This is a genomic window from Mycobacterium sp. 5-140-3-2 (assembly GCF_035666375.1).
Taxonomy (GTDB): domain Bacteria; phylum Actinomycetota; class Actinomycetes; order Mycobacteriales; family Mycobacteriaceae; genus Mycobacterium; species Mycobacterium intracellulare.
On sequence record NZ_CP142025.1, the window covers coordinates 2,546,330 to 2,564,140 of the forward strand.

20 protein-coding genes are annotated in these 17,811 nt (G+C 67.8%); 16 read left to right on the forward strand and 4 right to left on the reverse strand.

What is annotated here, in order from left to right:
• Positions 1 to 34: 34 nt before the first annotated feature.
• Positions 35 to 646 (reverse strand): TetR/AcrR family transcriptional regulator, encoded by a 612-nt coding sequence (locus tag P6281_RS11940; RefSeq protein ID WP_324738904.1) that lies wholly within the window; start codon positions 644 to 646, stop codon positions 35 to 37.
• On the opposite strand from P6281_RS11940, the gene P6281_RS11945 reads away from it, so the two are divergent.
• Genes P6281_RS11945 through P6281_RS11960 form a run of 4 tightly spaced genes read left to right on the forward strand, consistent with a single transcriptional unit; the run spans position 636 to position 3,005 of the window.
• Positions 636 to 1,640 carry an SAM-dependent methyltransferase gene (locus tag P6281_RS11945; RefSeq protein ID WP_237394264.1) on the forward strand — a complete coding sequence of 335 codons (1,005 nt, stop codon included), beginning with the start codon at positions 636 to 638 and terminating at the stop codon, positions 1,638 to 1,640. The genes P6281_RS11940 and P6281_RS11945 overlap by 11 nt on opposite strands.
• Positions 1,641 to 1,667: 27 nt before the next feature.
• Complete coding sequence (locus P6281_RS11950; RefSeq protein WP_236591187.1) at positions 1,668 to 1,955, forward strand: hypothetical protein; 288 nt, start codon at positions 1,668 to 1,670, stop codon at positions 1,953 to 1,955.
• 57 nt (positions 1,956 to 2,012) lie between these two features.
• Positions 2,013 to 2,402: a TA system antitoxin ParD family protein gene (locus P6281_RS11955; protein ID WP_201408208.1), complete on the forward strand. Its 390-nt coding sequence runs from the start codon at positions 2,013 to 2,015 to the stop codon at positions 2,400 to 2,402.
• Positions 2,403 to 2,426: 24 nt separating this feature from the next.
• A complete protein-coding gene (locus P6281_RS11960) occupies positions 2,427 to 3,005 on the forward strand; it encodes a zeta toxin family protein (RefSeq protein WP_202377311.1) in 579 nt (192 codons plus the stop codon).
• A gap of 19 nt (positions 3,006 to 3,024) precedes the next feature.
• On the opposite strand, the gene P6281_RS11965 is transcribed toward P6281_RS11960, so the two are convergent.
• Positions 3,025 to 4,026, reverse strand: coding sequence for a DoxX family protein (locus tag P6281_RS11965; protein WP_324738906.1), 1,002 nt, complete (start codon positions 4,024 to 4,026; stop codon positions 3,025 to 3,027).
• A 95-nt stretch (positions 4,027 to 4,121) separates the two neighbouring features.
• Here P6281_RS11965 and pncA point away from each other — a divergent pair, with 95 nt between their 5' ends.
• Positions 4,122 to 4,682: a pyrazinamidase PncA gene (pncA, locus tag P6281_RS11970; RefSeq protein ID WP_324738907.1), complete on the forward strand. Its 561-nt coding sequence runs from the start codon at positions 4,122 to 4,124 to the stop codon at positions 4,680 to 4,682.
• Positions 4,682 to 5,482 carry a nuclear transport factor 2 family protein gene (locus tag P6281_RS11975; RefSeq protein WP_009956375.1) on the forward strand — a complete coding sequence of 267 codons (801 nt, stop codon included), beginning with the start codon at positions 4,682 to 4,684 and terminating at the stop codon, positions 5,480 to 5,482. Before pncA ends, P6281_RS11975 begins: the two co-directional genes overlap by 1 nt.
• Positions 5,483 to 5,493: 11 nt before the next feature.
• On the opposite strand, the gene P6281_RS11980 is transcribed toward P6281_RS11975, so the two are convergent.
• Positions 5,494 to 5,844: a DoxX family protein gene (locus tag P6281_RS11980; protein ID WP_009956374.1), complete on the reverse strand. Its 351-nt coding sequence runs from the start codon at positions 5,842 to 5,844 to the stop codon at positions 5,494 to 5,496.
• A gap of 165 nt (positions 5,845 to 6,009) precedes the next feature.
• On the opposite strand from P6281_RS11980, the gene P6281_RS11985 reads away from it, so the two are divergent.
• From P6281_RS11985 to P6281_RS12010, 6 genes are all read left to right on the forward strand, one after another.
• Positions 6,010 to 6,981 (forward strand): sigma-70 family RNA polymerase sigma factor, encoded by a 972-nt coding sequence (locus tag P6281_RS11985; RefSeq protein WP_014941870.1) that lies wholly within the window; start codon positions 6,010 to 6,012, stop codon positions 6,979 to 6,981.
• A gap of 12 nt (positions 6,982 to 6,993) precedes the next feature.
• On the forward strand, positions 6,994 to 8,319 hold the full coding sequence (locus P6281_RS11990; RefSeq protein ID WP_009956372.1) for an ABC transporter substrate-binding protein: 1,326 nt from the start codon (positions 6,994 to 6,996) through the stop codon (positions 8,317 to 8,319).
• Positions 8,316 to 9,287, forward strand: a complete 972-nt coding sequence (locus tag P6281_RS11995) for a carbohydrate ABC transporter permease (protein WP_009956371.1) — start codon at positions 8,316 to 8,318, stop codon at positions 9,285 to 9,287. The genes P6281_RS11990 and P6281_RS11995 overlap by 4 nt, the downstream gene beginning before the upstream one ends.
• 34 nt (positions 9,288 to 9,321) lie before the next feature.
• Positions 9,322 to 10,116 (forward strand): carbohydrate ABC transporter permease, encoded by a 795-nt coding sequence (locus P6281_RS12000; RefSeq protein ID WP_014384650.1) that lies wholly within the window; start codon positions 9,322 to 9,324, stop codon positions 10,114 to 10,116.
• A gap of 2 nt (positions 10,117 to 10,118) precedes the next feature.
• The gene (locus P6281_RS12005; protein WP_014941871.1) at positions 10,119 to 11,189 is read left to right on the forward strand and encodes an ABC transporter ATP-binding protein; all 1,071 of its coding nucleotides are present in this window, start codon (positions 10,119 to 10,121) and stop codon (positions 11,187 to 11,189) included.
• Positions 11,190 to 11,255: 66 nt separating this feature from the next.
• Positions 11,256 to 12,221 carry a patatin-like phospholipase family protein gene (locus P6281_RS12010; protein WP_043954831.1) on the forward strand — a complete coding sequence of 322 codons (966 nt, stop codon included), beginning with the start codon at positions 11,256 to 11,258 and terminating at the stop codon, positions 12,219 to 12,221.
• A gap of 21 nt (positions 12,222 to 12,242) precedes the next feature.
• Here the strand turns inward: P6281_RS12010 and P6281_RS12015 are convergent, their stop codons facing one another.
• Complete coding sequence (locus P6281_RS12015; protein ID WP_009956367.1) at positions 12,243 to 12,530, reverse strand: DUF3349 domain-containing protein; 288 nt, start codon at positions 12,528 to 12,530, stop codon at positions 12,243 to 12,245.
• A gap of 224 nt (positions 12,531 to 12,754) precedes the next feature.
• Between P6281_RS12015 and P6281_RS12020 the strand changes: the two genes are divergently transcribed.
• The 4 genes from P6281_RS12020 to efeB all read left to right on the forward strand — a co-directional run bounded on the left by P6281_RS12020 (position 12,755) and on the right by efeB (position 17,808).
• Positions 12,755 to 13,588 (forward strand): DUF3097 family protein, encoded by an 834-nt coding sequence (locus tag P6281_RS12020; RefSeq protein ID WP_324738909.1) that lies wholly within the window; start codon positions 12,755 to 12,757, stop codon positions 13,586 to 13,588.
• Between the two features lie 160 nt (positions 13,589 to 13,748).
• Positions 13,749 to 15,242 carry an FTR1 family iron permease gene (locus P6281_RS12025; protein WP_232065596.1) on the forward strand — a complete coding sequence of 498 codons (1,494 nt, stop codon included), beginning with the start codon at positions 13,749 to 13,751 and terminating at the stop codon, positions 15,240 to 15,242.
• Positions 15,243 to 15,292: 50 nt separating this feature from the next.
• Positions 15,293 to 16,489, forward strand: a complete 1,197-nt coding sequence (gene efeO, locus P6281_RS12030; protein WP_373307926.1) for an iron uptake system protein EfeO — start codon at positions 15,293 to 15,295, stop codon at positions 16,487 to 16,489.
• A gap of 2 nt (positions 16,490 to 16,491) precedes the next feature.
• Positions 16,492 to 17,808, forward strand: a complete 1,317-nt coding sequence (efeB, locus tag P6281_RS12035; protein WP_324738910.1) for an iron uptake transporter deferrochelatase/peroxidase subunit — start codon at positions 16,492 to 16,494, stop codon at positions 17,806 to 17,808.
• Positions 17,809 to 17,811 lie beyond the last annotated feature (3 nt).

Here is a 17,811-nt window from a genome sequence, read left to right on the forward strand (position 1 = left end):
ATTCGCGTCGATGCGCGGCGACATTCCGCCGCCGCTAGTGGTCGGCGCCCCCGGCGTCCTGGGGCAGTTCGGTCAATGCCTCGAATGCCTCCATGAACAGGGCGGCGATGTCGCGGTCGCTGGCGGTGGCGATCGGCTCCTTGTGCAGGAGGACGCGCAAGACGCCAATGCCCAGAAGCAGGGCGGCGACCATATCGGCGCGGAGTCGCGGTCCGTCGGCCCGGATCCGGCGGGAGAGGTTGCGGGTCAAGCCGTTTTCGAGCTGGGCGTTGAGGCGTGCGACGACGTCGGGGTCCCCGCTGGAGCGCAGGAGCGCGAACAGCGGGGCGTCGCTGTCTTGCCGGGCTTGCAGCACTCGTTCGATCAGGGTCTGGCCCACCGCGCTGTCGGTGGCCCGGCGGATGGCTTCGACGTTGCCGGAAATGTTCGTGGCTTCGTCGAATAGCTGTTGCTTGGAACCGAAGTAGCGCCTGATGAGCATCACGTCGACGCCGGCTTGGGCCGCGATCGCACGCAGCGAGGTGGCCCGATAACCGTGTCGCAAGAACTGTTCGCGCGCCGCCGTCAGCAGGCGCGCTTTTGTGGCGGCGGCATCGCGCCGCGGCGGGCTCGCGTCCGGGCCGACGCCGGTCGACGTGCGCTTCATCGTGCTCCCTCAGAAATTTATCTACAACTGTAGACATGATGGGCCGGCGCGGCATAACATTGGCAATGTCTACGTTTGTAGACATGCCGCCGGTGAGGCCGGCGGCCGGGCATCGAAGGCGGGTGACCGTATGGCTGAGCGTCCGCAAACGGGTTCAGGACCAACGGGCATTGGCGCGACTTCCCTCGGTGTGGCGGTGCTGCGGGCCGAGGAAAGCTCACGCACGGACCGATTGTTCAACGACCCGTACGCGCGCGCATTCATCGACCGCGCTGATCCTGACGGATCTATGTGGGACACCGCGGGTCTGGCCCGTGACTTTTTCCGGCTCATGGCCGGGCAAGTCGCGGTGCGCACCCGATTCTTCGATCAAGCGCTTCTCGATGGCGCGGCGACCGGCATCGGCCAGGTCGTCCTGCTCGCCTGCGGCATGGATAGCAGGGCATTTCGTCTGCCTTGGCCGGCCGGCACCACGGTCTACGAAATTGATCAGCCCGAGGTTCTGGCCTTCAAATCCGATGTGCTGCAAGAGATGCACGCCCAGCCGCGCTGCCGTCATGTCGTCGTGCCGGCGGATTTGAGGACCGATTGGCCGGCACGCTTGGTGGGAGCGGGGTTCGAACCCGCGAAGCGGACGGCCTGGCTCGCCGAAGGGATCCTCTACGCTCTGGACGCCGATGCCGCGGACGGCTTGCTCGGTCGGATCAGCTCCTGCTCGATCCTCGGCAGCATCCTGGCGCTGGATCACAACGAGGACTCCGAGCTCCTTCGCGCCGCGCGCGCGGCGATCTCACCCGAGCTCGTCTCGATGTGGCGGGGCGGCCCGTCGGGTGATCTCGGCCCTTGGCTGAATCAACATGGTTGGCGCGGCGACATCCGCGACGTCGGTCAGGTCGCCGCCGATTACGGCCGCAACGCGCCGCCCGCCTTCGAATCCGGCCGCGACGGGACCAGCCGCGCCTGGCTGGTCACCGCAGCGAAAACCACGCCGTAAAAGCCAACGCTGTCAGGAGGATTCGTCATGGCCGGGGTAATGCTCGTCATACAACAAGTTGCCAGCGTCGAGCAATGGAGCGCCGTCTTCCGCGATCCGGCGCTCGATGCCGTGCGCCGCGATCACGGTTTGGTGGTCACCGGGACCTACGTGGATGCCGCCGATGCCAGGACGGTCATCGTCGTCATGGACATGCACGACCTCGACAAGGCACGCGAATTCGCCACCTCGCGGGAACTGGCCACAGCCCGCGAAAAAGCCGGCGCGATCGCCGCCCCGGAGGGGGTGTGGTACGGGCAGCGACAGATCCGGTGACACCCGTGTAGCATCTTGCTACAAGTTGTAACGGGGTGCTGCATCACGGAGGAAGTCATGGCCGACGCTCCCGATCGTGTGACCCGCGTGGCGTCCGACCTGATGGACAGCGCGGCCTCCGAAGGCGCCCGCCAGAGCCGTTCGGCCAAGCAGCAACTCGACCACTGGGCGCGTGTCGGGCGCGCGGTGTCCAGCCAGCACACCGCCTCGCGTCGGCGGGTCGAGGCCGCGCTGGCCGGCCAGCTGGCGACCGGCGAACTCACCGTCGAAGAAGGCGTGGTGTTCAACGCCGAGGTCTCCGCGGCCATCGACGAAAGCCTGGTGCACGCCAACTACGGGGCGACGCTGGCCGGGCATGGCGTCACCACGGTCGCCCTCAACGAGGACGGCGACATCGTCGAGCACCGGCCCGATGGCGCCGCCGTGGTGCTGGCGCGCGGGCGCTGACCCGGCGTTCGCCGGCGCGGTCCGATGCAGCGACTTGACCTGGTGGTCGGGCCGAACGGTGCCGGCAAGTCGACCTTCATCGCGTTCACCCTGGCGCCGCTGTTGCCCGGCAGCCCGGTCGTCAACGCCGACGAGATCGCAAGGCAGCGCTGGCCGGGGGAGTCGGCGGGGCGCGCCTACGACGCCGCGAAAATCGCCGCCGCCACGCGGGCGAAGTTGATCGACCTGGGGCGGTCGTTCATCGCGGAGACCGTGTTCTCCCACCCGTCGAAGCTGGACCTCATCCGCACCGCCCACCGAGCGGGCTTCACCGCCGTCCTGCACGCGATGCTCATCCCGGAAGACCTTGCCGTCGAACGTGTCCGGCACCGCGTGCGGGCCGGCGGCCACGACGTACCGGAAACCAAGGTTCGCGAGCGCCATCGTCGCTTGTGGACACCGGTCACCGACGCCATCGCGCTTTCCGACGTCGCCACCGTCTACGACAACAGCCGGCTGCGCGGGCCGCGCATTGTCGCCCGCCTCAGCGGCGGCATGACGATCGGTTCACCGGACTGGCCGGCGTGGGCTCCGGAGATCTTGCGGTCACACTGGCCGGACTAGCTGCACCAGTCCGACGTAATCACCAGGACAGCTTGCGCCGACCGGTCTCGACCTGACCGCCGCCGCGCTTGCGCGCGGTGTCGGCCAAGTGGCCGCCGCGCTTGCGCGCGGTCTCGGCGAGTTCCTCGGAGCGCGCCCGCGCCGTGTCGGCCAGCTTCTCACTGCGCTTGCGCGCCTTCTTGGCGAGCTTCTCGCTGCGTTTGCGCGCCTTCTTTGCCAGCGGTGCGGCCCGATCGGCGGCCTCATCGGCGAGCTCTTCGCCGCGCTTACGCGCCTTCTCGGCCAGATAGGCCGCGCGGTCGGCGGCCTCGTCGGCCCATTCCTCCCCACGCTTGCGGGCCTTCTTCGCCAGCGGCTTGCTGCGCTCGGCCGCGGTGCTGGCCAACTCGCGGCCGCGTTCCAGCGCGGCTTCGGCGTAGGGCGCACCCCGTTCCGCCGCGGTGCTGGCCAGCTCGCGGCCGCGTTCGGCGCCGACGTGCAGGCCGTGCGCGATCCGGTCGCCCAGCTCCGACAAGTCGCCGTCGAAGGCCGAATCGTCGGATCCGGGCCACGCCGACGACACCCGCTCGGAGAGCCGTTCGGCCGCGCGGCGTCCACGCCACCCCAGCGACGGCTTGCCCGCGGTGTCGGCCGAGGCGATCAACAATCCGCCCAACAGGCTCAGGTCGGTCAGAAACTGCTGCCGTTTCTGGGCTTTGACCGCCGGATCGCTTTCGTTCCAGAACGAGTGCGCCCCAATGTTGGCCGGTAACACCGTCACCGCCAGCGCGGCCGAAGCGATGCGCGGAAGCTTTCCGCTGGCGAGCAGCAGGCCACCACCGATCTGGACGGCCGCGGTGATTTGGGCGACCGTCTCGGGGTCGCTCGGAATGTTGGCGCTCACCGAATCCGGCAACGCCTGCAAGCCGTCCACTGCCGGCGCCGCCGCCTGGGCCGCCGATTTGGGGTTGAGTAGTGAATTGACTCCTTGCCCGATGAATGCGACTGACAACAGAGGTCGCGCGATTCTCCTGATCACCATGGCCGGTGTATTACCCGACTGCCTGTCGAGCAAACCGTGACGCCGATTTGCGCAGCTAGGGCGGCGCTCCGGCCCAGCGGGATAGTGTGGAGCTCGTGCGAGCGTTGATCATCGTCGACGTGCAAAACGATTTCTGCGAGGGCGGCGCCGTGCCGGTGGCCGGCGGCGGCGCCGTGGCGCCCGCCATCAACGCCTACCTGTCTAGCGCGCCGGGCTATCGCCACGTGGTGGCCACCCAGGACTTCCACATCGACCCGGGCGGGCATTTCTCCGACCGGCCGGACTATTCCTCGACCTGGCCACCGCACTGCGTCGCCGGAAGCGCGGGCGCGGAATTTCGGCCCGACTTGGACACCGCGCGCATCGATGCCGTCTTTCGCAAAGGCGCGTACTCCGCGGGGTACAGCGGGTTCGAAGGTGCCGACGAGAACGGGACCCCCCTCCTGGAGTGGTTGCGGCAGCGCGGCATTGACGACGTCGACGTGGCCGGCATCGCCACCGACCATTGCGTCCGGCGGACCGCCGAGGACGCGGCGCGGGCGGGCCTGAAGACCCGGGTGCTCGTCGACCTGACCGCGGCCACAACAGCGGATGCGGCCGCCCAGGCGCTGGCGGAATTGGAATCCGTCGGCGTCGAATTGGTGGGGGGATCGTAATGGTGGTGCCGCTGGACCGGGAACGTCTACTCGCGGCGGTGGAGCGCTCACCGCAGGCGGCCGCCGCGCACGATCGGGCCGGATGGGTGGGGCTGTTCACCGGCGACGGCCGCGTCGAGGATCCGGTGGGCTCGCGGCCCCACGTGGGGCATGAACAGATCGGCCGTTTCTACGACACGTTCATCGGCCCGCGTGACATCAAATTCCACCGCGATCTCGACATCGTCGTCGGCACGACGGTCTTGCGCGATCTCGAGCTCGAGGTCGCCATGGGCCCCGCCGTGACCATGTACATCCCCGCATTCCTGCGCTACGACCTCCGAGAAGCCAACGGCGAGTGGCTGATCGGCGAACTACGGGCGTATTGGGAACTGCCCGCCATGATGGCGCAGTTCCTGCGCACCGGACCGGGCGCGGTGAGCCCGGCGCTGCACCTGTCCAAAGGCCTGCTGACCAATCAGGGATGGCGGGGGAGCGCGGGATTCATGGCCGGATTCCGTCGGGCGGGGGCGCGCCACCAACGGCTGGTGCGGACTTTCCTCGCCGCCGCCGCGCGAGGAGACGCATTCGCTGCGGCACGTGCGCTATCATCAACGGCCGCAATAACTTTGGGTGATCGCGATCCGCTCGAGCTGGCCGAATTGGTGGAACAACTGGACGGGGCCGGCGCGACCAAGACCAAGAGCGCCGGCCCGACGGTCGCGGTCTCCATCAACTCGGACCACGGGCGCGCCATCATGTTCGCCGATGTGACGCGGCGCGGCGACGCGATCGAGCGGATCCGGTACTTTCCCTGCTGATCCGACGATGTTCAGCGGGCGAGCATCAGCGCCAGCGACGTTGCGGACAGGCACAAGTAGGCCCCGGGGAACGCGATGTTGTACAGGACCCGCGCCTTCACATGCGTCAACACCGCGCCGACGAAGAACAGGACCAGGCCTGCGGCGGCGGCGATGCCCAGTTCGCGTGCGCCCAGCAGCCCGACCACGATACCGGCGGCTCCGGCCAGCTTCACGGCGCCCAACGCCGGTAACCACGAACGCGGCACCCCGACTTGGGCGGAGTTCGCCAGCACGAATCGAGCCGGAACGAGATCGGCGATGGCGATCGCGGCGGTGACGGCCGCGGTCGACAGGGTGACCACGACAAGTGCGGTGTTCATGTGGATCAATCCCTTGTCGCGCAGCGAGTTCCGCGGCGAATTGTCTGGTTACTGAGCGCGCCGCGGCGCACAATCGGTAGGGTCATGGTGTTGGTCTCCTTCGCAACAGGAAGTCCAGTGGATGCGGTCATCTCCTTGACGATTCCCGTGCAGAAAAGGTGACCCATGGGCGCAACAACGGATTTGGTGGCTCTCGCGGAGCGTTTCGACGCGGATCGGCGGCACCTGCGATCGGTCGCGTTCCAGCTGCTGGGTTCGGTGGCCGACGCGGACGACGCGGTGCAGTCGGCGTGGCTGAAGGCCAGCCGCGCGGACTTTCGGGCCGTCGACAACCTCTCCGGTTGGTTCACGACGATCACCGCGCGCGAGGCGCTGGACCAGCTGCGGGCGCGCAAGCGCCGCGCCGAGCAACCCCTCGCCGAACCCGACGAGCTGGACCGGCTGGCCGAGGCGGCGTCGGCGCCTGCCGACGAGGACGCGCTGCTGGCGGAGTCGGTGAGCAGCGCCCTGCTCGTCGTGCTCGACCGCCTCTCACCGGCACAGCGCGTCGCTTTCGTGCTGCACGACGTGTTCGCCATGTCGTTCGAGACGATCGCCGAGTTGTTGCATCGGTCGCCGGACGCGGCGAAGAAACTCGCCAGCCGGGCCCGCGGCCGGCTGCAGGCCGCCCCGGCCGCCCAGCCCCGCAGCACGGCCGGTCACCTCGAGGTGGTGGAGGCGTTCCTGGCGGCCTCCCGCGGTGGCGACATCGCCAGCCTGCTCGAGCTGCTCGCACCCGACGTCGTGCGCACGGTTGACCGCTCCCTGGTCCCCGCGGACGTGCCCACCACGGTGCGCGGCGCCCGGCAGGTCGCCGAGGAGACCCGCCGCTTCGCCCGGCGGGCGCGCGCCGGCGCTGTCATGCTCATCGACGGGGCACCGGGCATCGTGATCGCCACCCATGGGCGCGCTCAGGTCCTGCTGGTGATCGGCATCGGAGCCGACGACCGCATCCACACGATCGACATCACCGGCGATGCCGAGCGCATCCGCCGGGCGGCGCTTACGCTGCCGGCCAGGCCGATCCAGGAACATCACAAGCTCGTCGGGTACCAAGGACGTCAGATACAACCGGCCAGCGGCCGGGAACGGGGCTAGACCGGGAGAGCCATGCTCGACAAGCCGTTCGGACGGCGCAGCCTGCTGCGGGGCGCCGGCGCGCTGTCCGCCGTCGCGCTGGCACCGTGGTCCGCCGGCTGCGCTCCCGACGACGACGCGCTGACCTTCTTCTTCGCGGCCAATCCGGACGAGCGTGAGGCGAGGATGCGCATCATCGACGAGTTCGCGCGCCGCCATCCCGACATCAAGGTGCGTGCGGTGCTGTCCGGGCCGGGCGTCATGCAACAGCTTTCGACGTTCTGTGTCGGCGGCAAATGCCCCGACGTGCTGATGACGTGGGAACTGTCCTACGCCGAACTCGCCGACCGCGGTGTGCTGCTGGATCTGAATCCTCTGTTGGCGCGGGACAAAGCGTTCGCCCAGCAGCTCAAGGCGGACAGCATCCCGGCGCTGTATGAGACGTTTGCGTTCAACGGAAGCCAGTTCGCCCTTCCCGAACAATGGTCGGGAAACTACCTGTTCTACAACAAGCGGCTGTTCGCCGACGCTGGGGTGCCCGCCCCGCCCACCACGTGGCAACGGCCTTGGGATTTCAGCGGATTCCTGGACACCGCCCGCGCGCTGACCAAGCGCGACACCTCCGGGCGGGCGGCGCAGTATGGCTTCGTCAACACCTGGGTGTCGACCTACTCGGCGGGACTGTTCGCGATGAACAACGGCGTCCCCTGGTCCAACCCGCGGCTGAATCCGACCCACCTCAATTTCGATGATGCCGCCTTCCAGGAGGCGGTGCAGTTCTACGCCGACCTGGCCAACGAACACCGGGTCGCGCCCAATGCATCGGAGACGCAGTCGATGTCCACCCCCAACCTGTTCGCGGTGGGGCGGGCGGCGATCGCGCTGGGCGGGCACTGGCGCTACCAGACCTACCTTCGCGCCGAGGACCTCGATTTCGATGTCGCGCCGTTGCCGGTCGGCCCGGCGCTCGCCAACGGGCGTGCGGCGTGTTCGGACATCGGCGCCACCGGGCTGGGCATCTCGTCGACCAGTCCACGCAAGGAGCAGGCCTGGGAGTTCGTGAAATTCGCGACGGGTCCGGTCGGCCAGGCGCTGATCGGTGAATCCTGCCTGTTCGTTCCCGTGCTGCGGTCGGCGCTCAATTCGGAAGGATTCGCCAACGCCCATCGGCGGATCGGCAATCTCAGCGTGCTCACCGAGGGCCCGGCGTATTCGCAGGGTCTGCCGATCACCCCGGCCTGGGAGAAGGTGAACGCGTTGATCGACCGCAACTTTGGCCCCGTCCTGCGCGGACGCCAACCGGCGACGTCCTTGGCCGGCCTGTCCCGCTCCGTCGACGAAGTGCTGCGCAGCCCATGACCGCGATTCATTCGGGTGGCGCGGCCGCCGCCCCTGCGCCGAAGGCGGGCGCAACGGCCCCGGAAAACCCGAGCCCATGGCGCCGCCACGCGTGGGCGGGCCGGCTGTTCGTCGCTCCCAACTTGGTGGCCGTCGCCGTGTTCATGCTCTTTCCGCTGGGCTTCTCGCTGTACATGAGCTTTCAGCGGTGGGACGTGTTCACACCGCCGAAATTCGTGGGGCTGAAGAACTTCGGGGAGCTGTTCACCGCGGATCCGCTGTTCCTGATCGCGATCCGCAACACGGTGATCTTCACCCTGGGGACGGTGGTGCCCACGGTCGTCATCAGTTTGGTTGTCGCAGGTGTGCTGAACCAGAAGGCCAGGGGCATCGGCATTTTCCGCACCATTGTCTTCCTCCCATTGGCCATCTCGTCGGTGGTCATGGCGGTGGTGTGGCAGTTCGTTTTCAACACCGACAACGGCTTGCTGAACATCATGCTCGGCTGGGTGGGGCTCGGCCCCGTCCCATGGTTGGTCGAGCCCCACTGGGCCATGGTCTCGCTGTGCATCGTCAGCGTGTGGCGCAGTGTACCGTTCGCCGCCGTCGTCTTGTTGGCCGCGATGCAGGGCGTCCCGGGGACGGTGTACGAGGCGGCCAAAATCGACGGAGCAAGCGAGATAAGGCAATTCGTCTCGATCACGGTGCCGTTGATCCGGGGATCGATCTCTTTTGTGGTCATCATCTCGGTGATCCACGCCTTTCAGGCGTTCGACATGGTCTACGTCCTCACCGGCGCCAACGGCGGACCGGAATCGGCGACCTACGTCCTGGGCATCATGCTGTTCCAGCACGCGTTTTCGTTCCTCGAGTTCGGATACGCGTCCGCGCTGGCGTGGGTGATGTTCGCCGTCCTGCTGGTGCTGACCGTGGTGCAGTTGAAAGTGAGCCATCGACGTTCTTTGGAGACTTCGCGTGGGCTTAAGTGAGGGGGTCATCAGGCGCACCGCGTTGCGCGGCGGCATGGTCTATGCCGCGCTGCTCGGCATCGCCTGGTGCGCGCTGTTCCCGATCGCGTGGGCGGTGTCGGGCTCGCTGAAAACCGAGGGCGAGGTCAGCGAGCCCACCCTGCTGCCGGCGCACCCGCGGTGGTCCAACTACACCGAAGTGTTCGCGCTGCTGCCGTTCGGGCGGATGTTCTTCAACACCGTGCTGTACGCGGGGTGCGTCACCGCGGGGCACGTGTTCTTTTGCTCGCTGGCCGGATATGCGTTCGCGCGACTGGATTTCCGCGGCCGCGACGCGCTGTTTGTGGTGTATTTGGGGACGTTGATGGTGCCGTTGACGGTGACGGTGATCCCGCAGTTCCTCGTCATGCGGACCCTGGGATGGGTCGACACTCCGTGGGCAATGATCGTGCCGGGCTTCTTCGGTAGCGCGTTCGGCACGTACCTGATGCGGCAATTCTTCCGGACCCTACCGACCGATCTGGAGGAGGCGGCGATACTCGACGGTTGTTCGCCATGGCAGGTCTATTGGCGCATCCTGCTGCCCCACGCCCGGCCGGCGGTCATGGTGCTCGCGGTGCTCACCTGGGTCAACGTCTGGAACGATTTTCTCTGGCCCTTGTTGATGATTCAGCGCAACAGCCTGGCCACGCTGACGCTGGGGCTGGTCCGGATGAAGGGTGAATACGTTGCCCGGTGGCCGGTCCTGATGGCAACCTCGATACTCATCATGCTGCCGTTGGTCGTCATCTACGCGTTCGCGCAACGCTCGTTTGTCCGCGGCATCGCGGTCACCGGGATGGGTGGCTGATCGTGGCCTCGGTGAGCTTCGAGCAGGCGACGCGGCGCTATCCCGGAGCGGATCGCCCGGCGCTGGACAACCTGGATCTCGTTGTCGGCGACGGCGAGTTCGTCGTTCTGGTGGGGCCATCCGGATGCGGCAAGACCACCTCGCTGCGGATGGTGGCCGGGCTGGAAACCGTGGACTCCGGACGCATTCGGATCGGTGACCGGGACGTCACCCGTGTCGATCCCAAGAACCGCGACGTCGCGATGGTCTTTCAGAACTATGCGCTCTACCCGCACATGACGGTGGCCGAAAACATGGGCTTTGCCATGAAGATCGCCAAAACCCCGAAGGCGCAGATCCGTGAACGGGTGTTGGACGCGGCGAAATTGCTTGACCTGCAACCGTTTCTCGATCGCAAACCGAAGGACCTGTCCGGCGGCCAGCGTCAGCGAGTGGCGATGGGGCGCGCGATCGTGCGCCGGCCGCAGGTGTTCCTGATGGACGAACCGCTGTCCAATCTCGATGCGAAACTGCGGGTGCAGACCCGCAACCAGATCGCCGCATTGCAACGGCGGCTGGGTACGACGACCGTCTACGTCACCCACGATCAGGTCGAGGCGATGACCATGGGTGACCGCGTCGCCGTGCTGCGCGACGGCGTGCTGCAGCAGTTCGCCCCGCCCCGGGAGCTCTACCGAAACCCGGCCAACGTCTTTGTGGCGGGTTTCATCGGGTCGCCGGCAATGAATTTGTTCACCCTGCCGCTTGTGGATTCCGCCGTGTCGCTTGGTGATTGGCCCGTCGCGGTGCCGCGGGAGATCGCCGGTGCCGCGGGGGAGGTCGTCGTCGGGGTCCGTCCCGAACACTTCGAGGTGGGCGGCCTCGGTGTCGAAATGGAGGTCGACGTGGTGGAAGAACTGGGTGCGGACGCCTACCTGTACGGGCGAATCACCGGCTCCGGCAAGGTAATCGATGCGCCGATCGTGGCGCGCGCCGACGGACGCAATCCACCGGCAAGGGGCAGCAGGGTGCGCCTGCGCCCGGAGCCGGGACACGTGCATTTCTTCGGCGTGGATGGTCGCCGACTGTGTTGATCGTGCTCGCGGTTTTCGGCGTGCCGCGCCGGGACAGCCCCGCCCGGTCCGGCTAGGCTGGTGGCAGTGAGTGACGTGCGTGCCGACCTGGTGTGCGAAGGCGGCGGTGTCCGGGGGATCGGACTGGTGGGAGCGGTGGACGCGCTCGACCAGGCCGGGTACCGGTTTCCCCGGGTCGCGGGAAGCAGCGCGGGCGCGATCGTCGCCTCGCTGGTGGCCGCCCTGCAGGTCGCCGGTGAGCCGATCAGCCGGTTGGCCGACATGATGCGCTCCATCGATTACCGGAAGTTCCTCGACCGCAACCTGATCGGGCGGGTTCCACTGATCGGCGGCGCCCTGTCCCTGCTGACGTCGGACGGTGTGTATCGGGGGGCCTATCTCGAGCAGCTGCTCGCCGGGCTGCTCGGTGATCTGGGCGTGCGGACGTTTGGCGACCTGCGCACCGGCGAACAGCCCGAACAGTTCGCGTGGTCCCTGGTGGTGACGGCCAGCGACCTGTCACGGCGCCGGCTGGTGCGAATCCCCTGGGACCTCAGCACGTATGGCATCGACCCCGATGACTTTTCGGTCGCGCGCGCGGTGCACGCGTCGTCGGCCATCCCGTACGTGTTCGAACCGGTTCGGGTCGCCGGCGCCACATGGGTGGACGGCGGATTGCTGTCGGACTTTCCGGTGCAGTTGTTTGACCGGCCGGATGGCCAACCACGGTGGCCCACATTCGGAATCCGGCTGTCGGCACGTCCCGGCATCCCGCCCACGCATCCCGTCCACGGCCCGGTGTCGTTGGGGCTCGCCGCGATAGAGACGCTGGTGAGTAACCAGGACAACGCCTACATTGACGATCCCTGCACCGTCCGGCGCACCGTCTTCGTGGCCGCCGACGAAGTCAGCCCGATCGACTTCGACATCACCGTGCAGCAGCGTGAGGCCCTCTACCAACGAGGATTGCAAGCGGGCCAACAGTTTCTGCAGACCTGGAACTACGCCGACTATCTCGCCGCGTGCGGCGGCCCGGTGCCTAAATCAACATGAGGGCGCTGAATTCGGACGTGGCTACCCGCGCGAGCATCGCATCACATGAACGCGACGCTGGACACGCTCGACGTCCTCGGGTGTCGGCAGCTGGTTGGTGATCCGGGTGATCTCCACCCCGATGTCGATCGGGTTGGTCGGCCAGACGCGACGCGCGATGAGATCGCTTGCGATGGCGCTGATGTCGTGGCCGCAGAGTCGTCGGCGCGTCAGGGCCACCAACGGCACGTGACCGGGGGCCGGCATGCCGGTAGGGTAGCCGGCCCGCACAAACGCGACAATGCTTGTCACCCAATGCGACAAGTCCATACGTCCACCTCGCTAACCGCCGCAAGTTGCGCATGAGCGGCAGTGCTTGCCTTAGCTAGCAACGTACCATCGCCGACGCGATCAGCCAGGTAACGCCACACAGTTAAACGCAGGTTTTTGCGGCGTGCCCGCGCTGGTGCGCCGAGAGTGATCTTGCCGACTATCGCCACACCCCCTGGCGCGCCGTAACACTGTTTGGCCGCAAGGCTTTCTAGGATTGCCGCGTGGTGGATCGTTATGGGACCGATGTGCTGGCCGCGGGGCGACGCAAGCCGCGGTCGACCGAACACCCGGCCGACCTGGGCCTGGTTGTCGAGGACGTCGAATCCGGCTACGTGGGCGCGGTGGTGCGCGTCGAATACGGTCGGGTGGATCTGGAAGACCGGCGAGGTCATGTGCGCGGCTTTCCTTTGGGCCCTGGGTATTTGCTCGAAGGCCGGCCCGTCATCCTCACCGCGCCGCGACGGGCGGCGCCCGCCGCCGCGACCAGGACGGCGTCGGGTTCGGTCGCGGTGCCCGGTGCCCGGGCCCGGGTCGCCCGCGCCAGCCGAATCTATGTCGAGGGCCGTCACGACGCCGAACTCATCGCGCAGGTGTGGGGCGAGGACTTGAAGATCGAAGGTGTCGTCGTCGAGCAACTCGGCGGCGTCGACGATTTGGTGGACATCGTCGCCGAATTCGCTCCCGGGCCGGGGCGGCGTCTCGGAGTGCTCGTCGACCACCTTGTCACCGGCTCCAAGGAAGCCCGCATCGCCGACGCGGTGCGGCGGGGCCCGGGTGGCGCCGAGACCCTCGTCGTCGGTCACCCGTACGTCGACATCTGGCAGGCCGTGAAGCCGCAGCGGCTGGGGCTGGCCGCCTGGCCGGACGTGCCGCGGCAGGTGGACTGGAAACACGGCGCGTGCCAGGCGCTGCGCCTGCCGCACGCCGATCAGGCCGACATCGCCCGGGCGTGGCGGCATATCCGTTCGCGGGTACGCGACTGGAACGATCTGGAGCCGGCGCTGATCAGCCGGGTCGAGGAACTCATCGACTTCGTGACGCATCCGGCCCGCTGACCTCGGCGCCCGAACGGCCAGGCCGCCAGGGGCCTTTCGGGTCGGCTACGCTAAGCCGCAGATCGGCGGGACAGAAACAGGGCGCATGCAGGGCGTATTCGGCGTATTTGTAGGCACGTTCCTCATCGGCCTCCGCGAAGGCCTCGAGGCTTCGCTCATCGTGAGCATCGTCGCCGCCTTCCTCAAGCGCAACGGCCAGACGATCCGGCCGATGTTCGCCGGCGTGGCGGTGGCCGTGGTGCTCAGCGTCGCGGTGGGTGTCGGCCTCGACCTGTTCGCCGCGAGCCTGCCGCAGGTCCAGCAAGAGATGATGGAAACCGTCATCAACGCCATCGCCGTGGTGTTCGTGACGTCGATGATCATCTGGATGAACGGCAACGCCGCGCAGCTCAAGGGCGAACTCGAGCGCGACGCCGGGCGGGCGGTCCATCGTGGCGGCGCGCTGGCGCTGGCCGCGATGGCGTTTCTCGCCGTCCTCAAGGAGGGCTTCGAGACGTCGGTGTTCCTGCTGGCCGCCGCCGAGACGTCGCACGGCAACCGGTGGTTCGCCCTGCTCGGCGGCGCCGCGGGCATCGCGACGGCGATCGGGCTCGGCGTGGGCCTGTACTTCGGTGGCGTGCGACTCAACCTCGGCCGATTCTTCCGGGTGACCGGGGTGTTCTTGGTGCTGATCGCCGCCGGGCTGGTGGTGGGCGGCCTGCGCACCGCACACGAGGCGGGCTGGGTAAGCATCGGCCAGCAGCAGGTGCTCGACCTGTCCGGGTGGATACCGAGCAATTCCGTCCTGGGCGCGGTGACCGCCGGCGTATTCGGCATCCCCGCCGACCCGCGCCTGATCGAGGTGCTGGGCTGGCTGCTGTATACCGTGCCAGTGCTCATCGTGTTCCTGTGGCCCGCCGGCGTCGCCGCCGCCCCGCGAGCCCGGAGCCGGCTGCTGGCGACCGCCTCGACGCTGCTGCTCGTCGCGGCGGCGGGGCTGGCGATCATGGCGCCCGCCGGTGGCTCGTCGCCGAACGCGCGGCCGCGCACCGTCACCGACCGTTCGGGCCACACCGCCGCGGTGTCGATGGGGACCGGGCCGCACGGACGCGAGCTGACCGTGGCCCCCGCGGGCGCCGCGACCGTCCACAGCGTCGTGCTCGTCCCGGCGGACCACCAAACCGTGGACGGCGTGCCCGTACAGGTATGGCAGGCTTCCGAGGCCGCCGGTGCCGACGGTGCGCCGGACGTCACGCTGGATCAGTTGCTGAGCATGACGGGGGGTCGGCTGCCCGTCGGTCTCGGGGTCGGCCGCACTCCAGGGCCGTTTCAGGGTCAATGGTCGACGACCACGGTGTACACCGTGCTCGCCCGGGGTGATGTCGTGGTAAGTGCGCAAGCGACGAGCAACCGCACGGCGATCTTGACCGGCGGCGGGCTGACCGGCGCCAAGACCGTCAGTCTGGGCGGGCTGGCGACCGACTGGTCCACGTCCTGCGCCGAAGACCACTCGACCGCGGCCGAGATCGCCACCAGCGGACGCAATCGCGCGGACCGGCAGCTCTGGAATGTCTGGCTTCCGTTGGCGCTCGGCGGTTTCGCCCTGCTCTGCGGTCTCGGCGCTATAGCCTCGATGCGGCGCCGGCACGCCGGCAACACGAGAGGGAACGATTGATGGTGAAGCGTACCGCGAGGCACCACATCTTTGAGATGCGTTTGGCAGCAATGGCTTTGGTAGCCGGCATACTGTCGGCTACGACCGGCTGCAGCCACCCGGGCACTAACTCGGGCCCCGCGGCGCAACCGAGGCCGGGTGGCACCAGCGCCGTCAAGGTCACCATGACCAACGACGCCGGCAAGGACGGCTGCGCGCTGGACACCGCCACCGTGCCCGCCGGCCCGGTGACCTTCACGGTGGCCAACGCGAACGCCCCCGGGATCAACGAAGTCGAGTTGCTCAGGGACCAGCGGATTATCGGCGAGAAGGAGAACCTTGCGCCGGGCCTGGACCCGGTGTCGTTCACCGTCACACTGGACGGCGGCGCCTACCAGCTCTATTGCCCGGGGGCGAGCACCGAATACCAGACCCTGACGGTGACGGGTACCGCGCCGGCGACGCCGACGGGCACCGTGGCCAGCATCCTCAGCCAGGGCACCAAGGACTATGCGGCCTACGTCGTCAATCAGATCGCCCAACTCAACGACGGCGTGAAGGTCCTCGACGCCGCGGTGCAGTCGGGCGACCTCGACGCCGCGAAGACGTCCTACGCCAAAGCCCGGTTGTTCTGGGAGCGTTCGGAGTCCACCGTCGAGGGCTTCGTGCTGCCAGGCTATGCGGTCGGTGACAATGCCGGCAGCCTCGACTATCTGATCGACATGCGCGAGTCCACCCCGGTCGACGCCAGGGTCGGGTGGAGGGGTTTCCACGCCATCGAGCGTGACCTGTGGCAGGGCGGTGCGATCACCCCCGCAACGAAGGCGTTCAGCACGGAATTGGTCGGCAACGTCGGCAAATTGAACGGCATCATCACCACCCTGACGTATAAACCCGAGGACTTGGCCAACGGCGCCAGCGACCTGATCGAAGAGATCCAGAACACCAAGATCACCGGCGAGGAAGAGGCGTTCAGTCACATTGACCTGATGGACTTTTCGGGCAACATCGAAGGCGCCCAGCAGGCGTACGCGTCGCTGCGCCCGGGCCTGGACAGGATCGACGCCAATCTCGTCAAGCAGATCGATCAGCAGTTTCGCAACGTGCTCGCCACGCTCGACGGGTACCGCGACCCCACCGCCCTGGGCGGCTACCGGACCTACACCCCCGCGCTGAAGGCCAGCGATGCGCCCAAGCTGACCGCGGTCATCCAGCCGCTCCATCAGAGCCTGTCCACCGTCGCCCAAAAAGTCGTCGCGGGCGGCTGATCGTGACCGACGACAGCACCGGTTTGGCCGACGACGGCCCGGACGGCATTGGGGCACAGCCGGACTCGGCAGCGGTGTCGCGCCGGCGCGCGCTCGGCGGCGCCATGCTGGCCGGGCTCGGCGGCGCGGCCCTCGGCGCCGTCGGGGGAGGCCTCGCCGGGCACGCGATGGCGGCCGGACAGCGCGGCGATGACGACGACACCGTCGACCTGCGTCGCAGTTACCCGTTCTACGGGCAGGCGCACCAGGGCGGAATCGACACCCCGCCACAGCGTTACGCCATGTTCATGTCGTTCTCCCTGGCCGCCGGCGCCGGCCGCGCCGAGCTGCAAACCCTCTTGGCGCGATGGTCGGCCGCGGCCGCAATCCTGCAGCAGGGGAAGCCGGTCGGTACCGTGCAGCCGCAGGTCGATGTGCAGCCACCCGCCGACACGGGAGAGGCTTACGGGCTGAGCCCGGCCAGCCTGACCGTCACCATCGGCCTGGGCCCGGCACTGTTCGGTGACCGATTCGGACTGGCCGCGCGACGCCCCACCAAATTCACCGACCTGCCACCGCTCAACGGGGACAACCTCGATCCCCGCCTGCACGGCGGCGACCTGTCCGTGCAGGCGTGCGCCGACGACCCCCAGGTCTGCTACCACGCCGTGCGCAACTTGGCCCGGCTCGGACGCAACATCGTCTCCCCGTTCTGGGCGGTGCTGGGATTCGGCCGCGCCTCAGCAGGGCCGGGCCAGCACACGCCGCGAAACCTGTTGGGATTCAAAGACGGAACCCGCAATGTCGCCACCGATGCCGAATACCACAAATTCGTCTGGGCCGATAACAGCGACCAGCCCTGGATGAACGGCGGGACCTACCAGGTCGTCCGCAAGATCCGAATGCTGCTCGAAACATGGGACGTCGACCGGATCGGCAACCAGCAGAGGATCTTCGGCCGAACCAAGGACGAAGGCGCACCGCTGAGCGGCAAGGCCGAATTCGATACACCCGACTTCACCGCCAAGGGCGCCGACGGCAACCCGCTCATCGATCCGATGTCCCACGTCGGCCTGGCCGCCCGCGAAAACAACGACGGCATCATGATCCGCCGGCGGTCCTACAACTACACGGACGGTCTGGACGCCAACGGCCAACTCAACGCCGGTCTGCTGTTCATCTCCTACCAAAACGATCCGCAAGATTTTATCCGCCTCCAGAACCGCCTGGGCGCCCACGACCTACTCAACGAATACATCCGCCACATCGGATCAGCTATCTTCGCGGTTCCTCCCGCGCCCGCTGAAGGCCACTACATCGGGCAAAGCCTGTTCCGCTGAGCA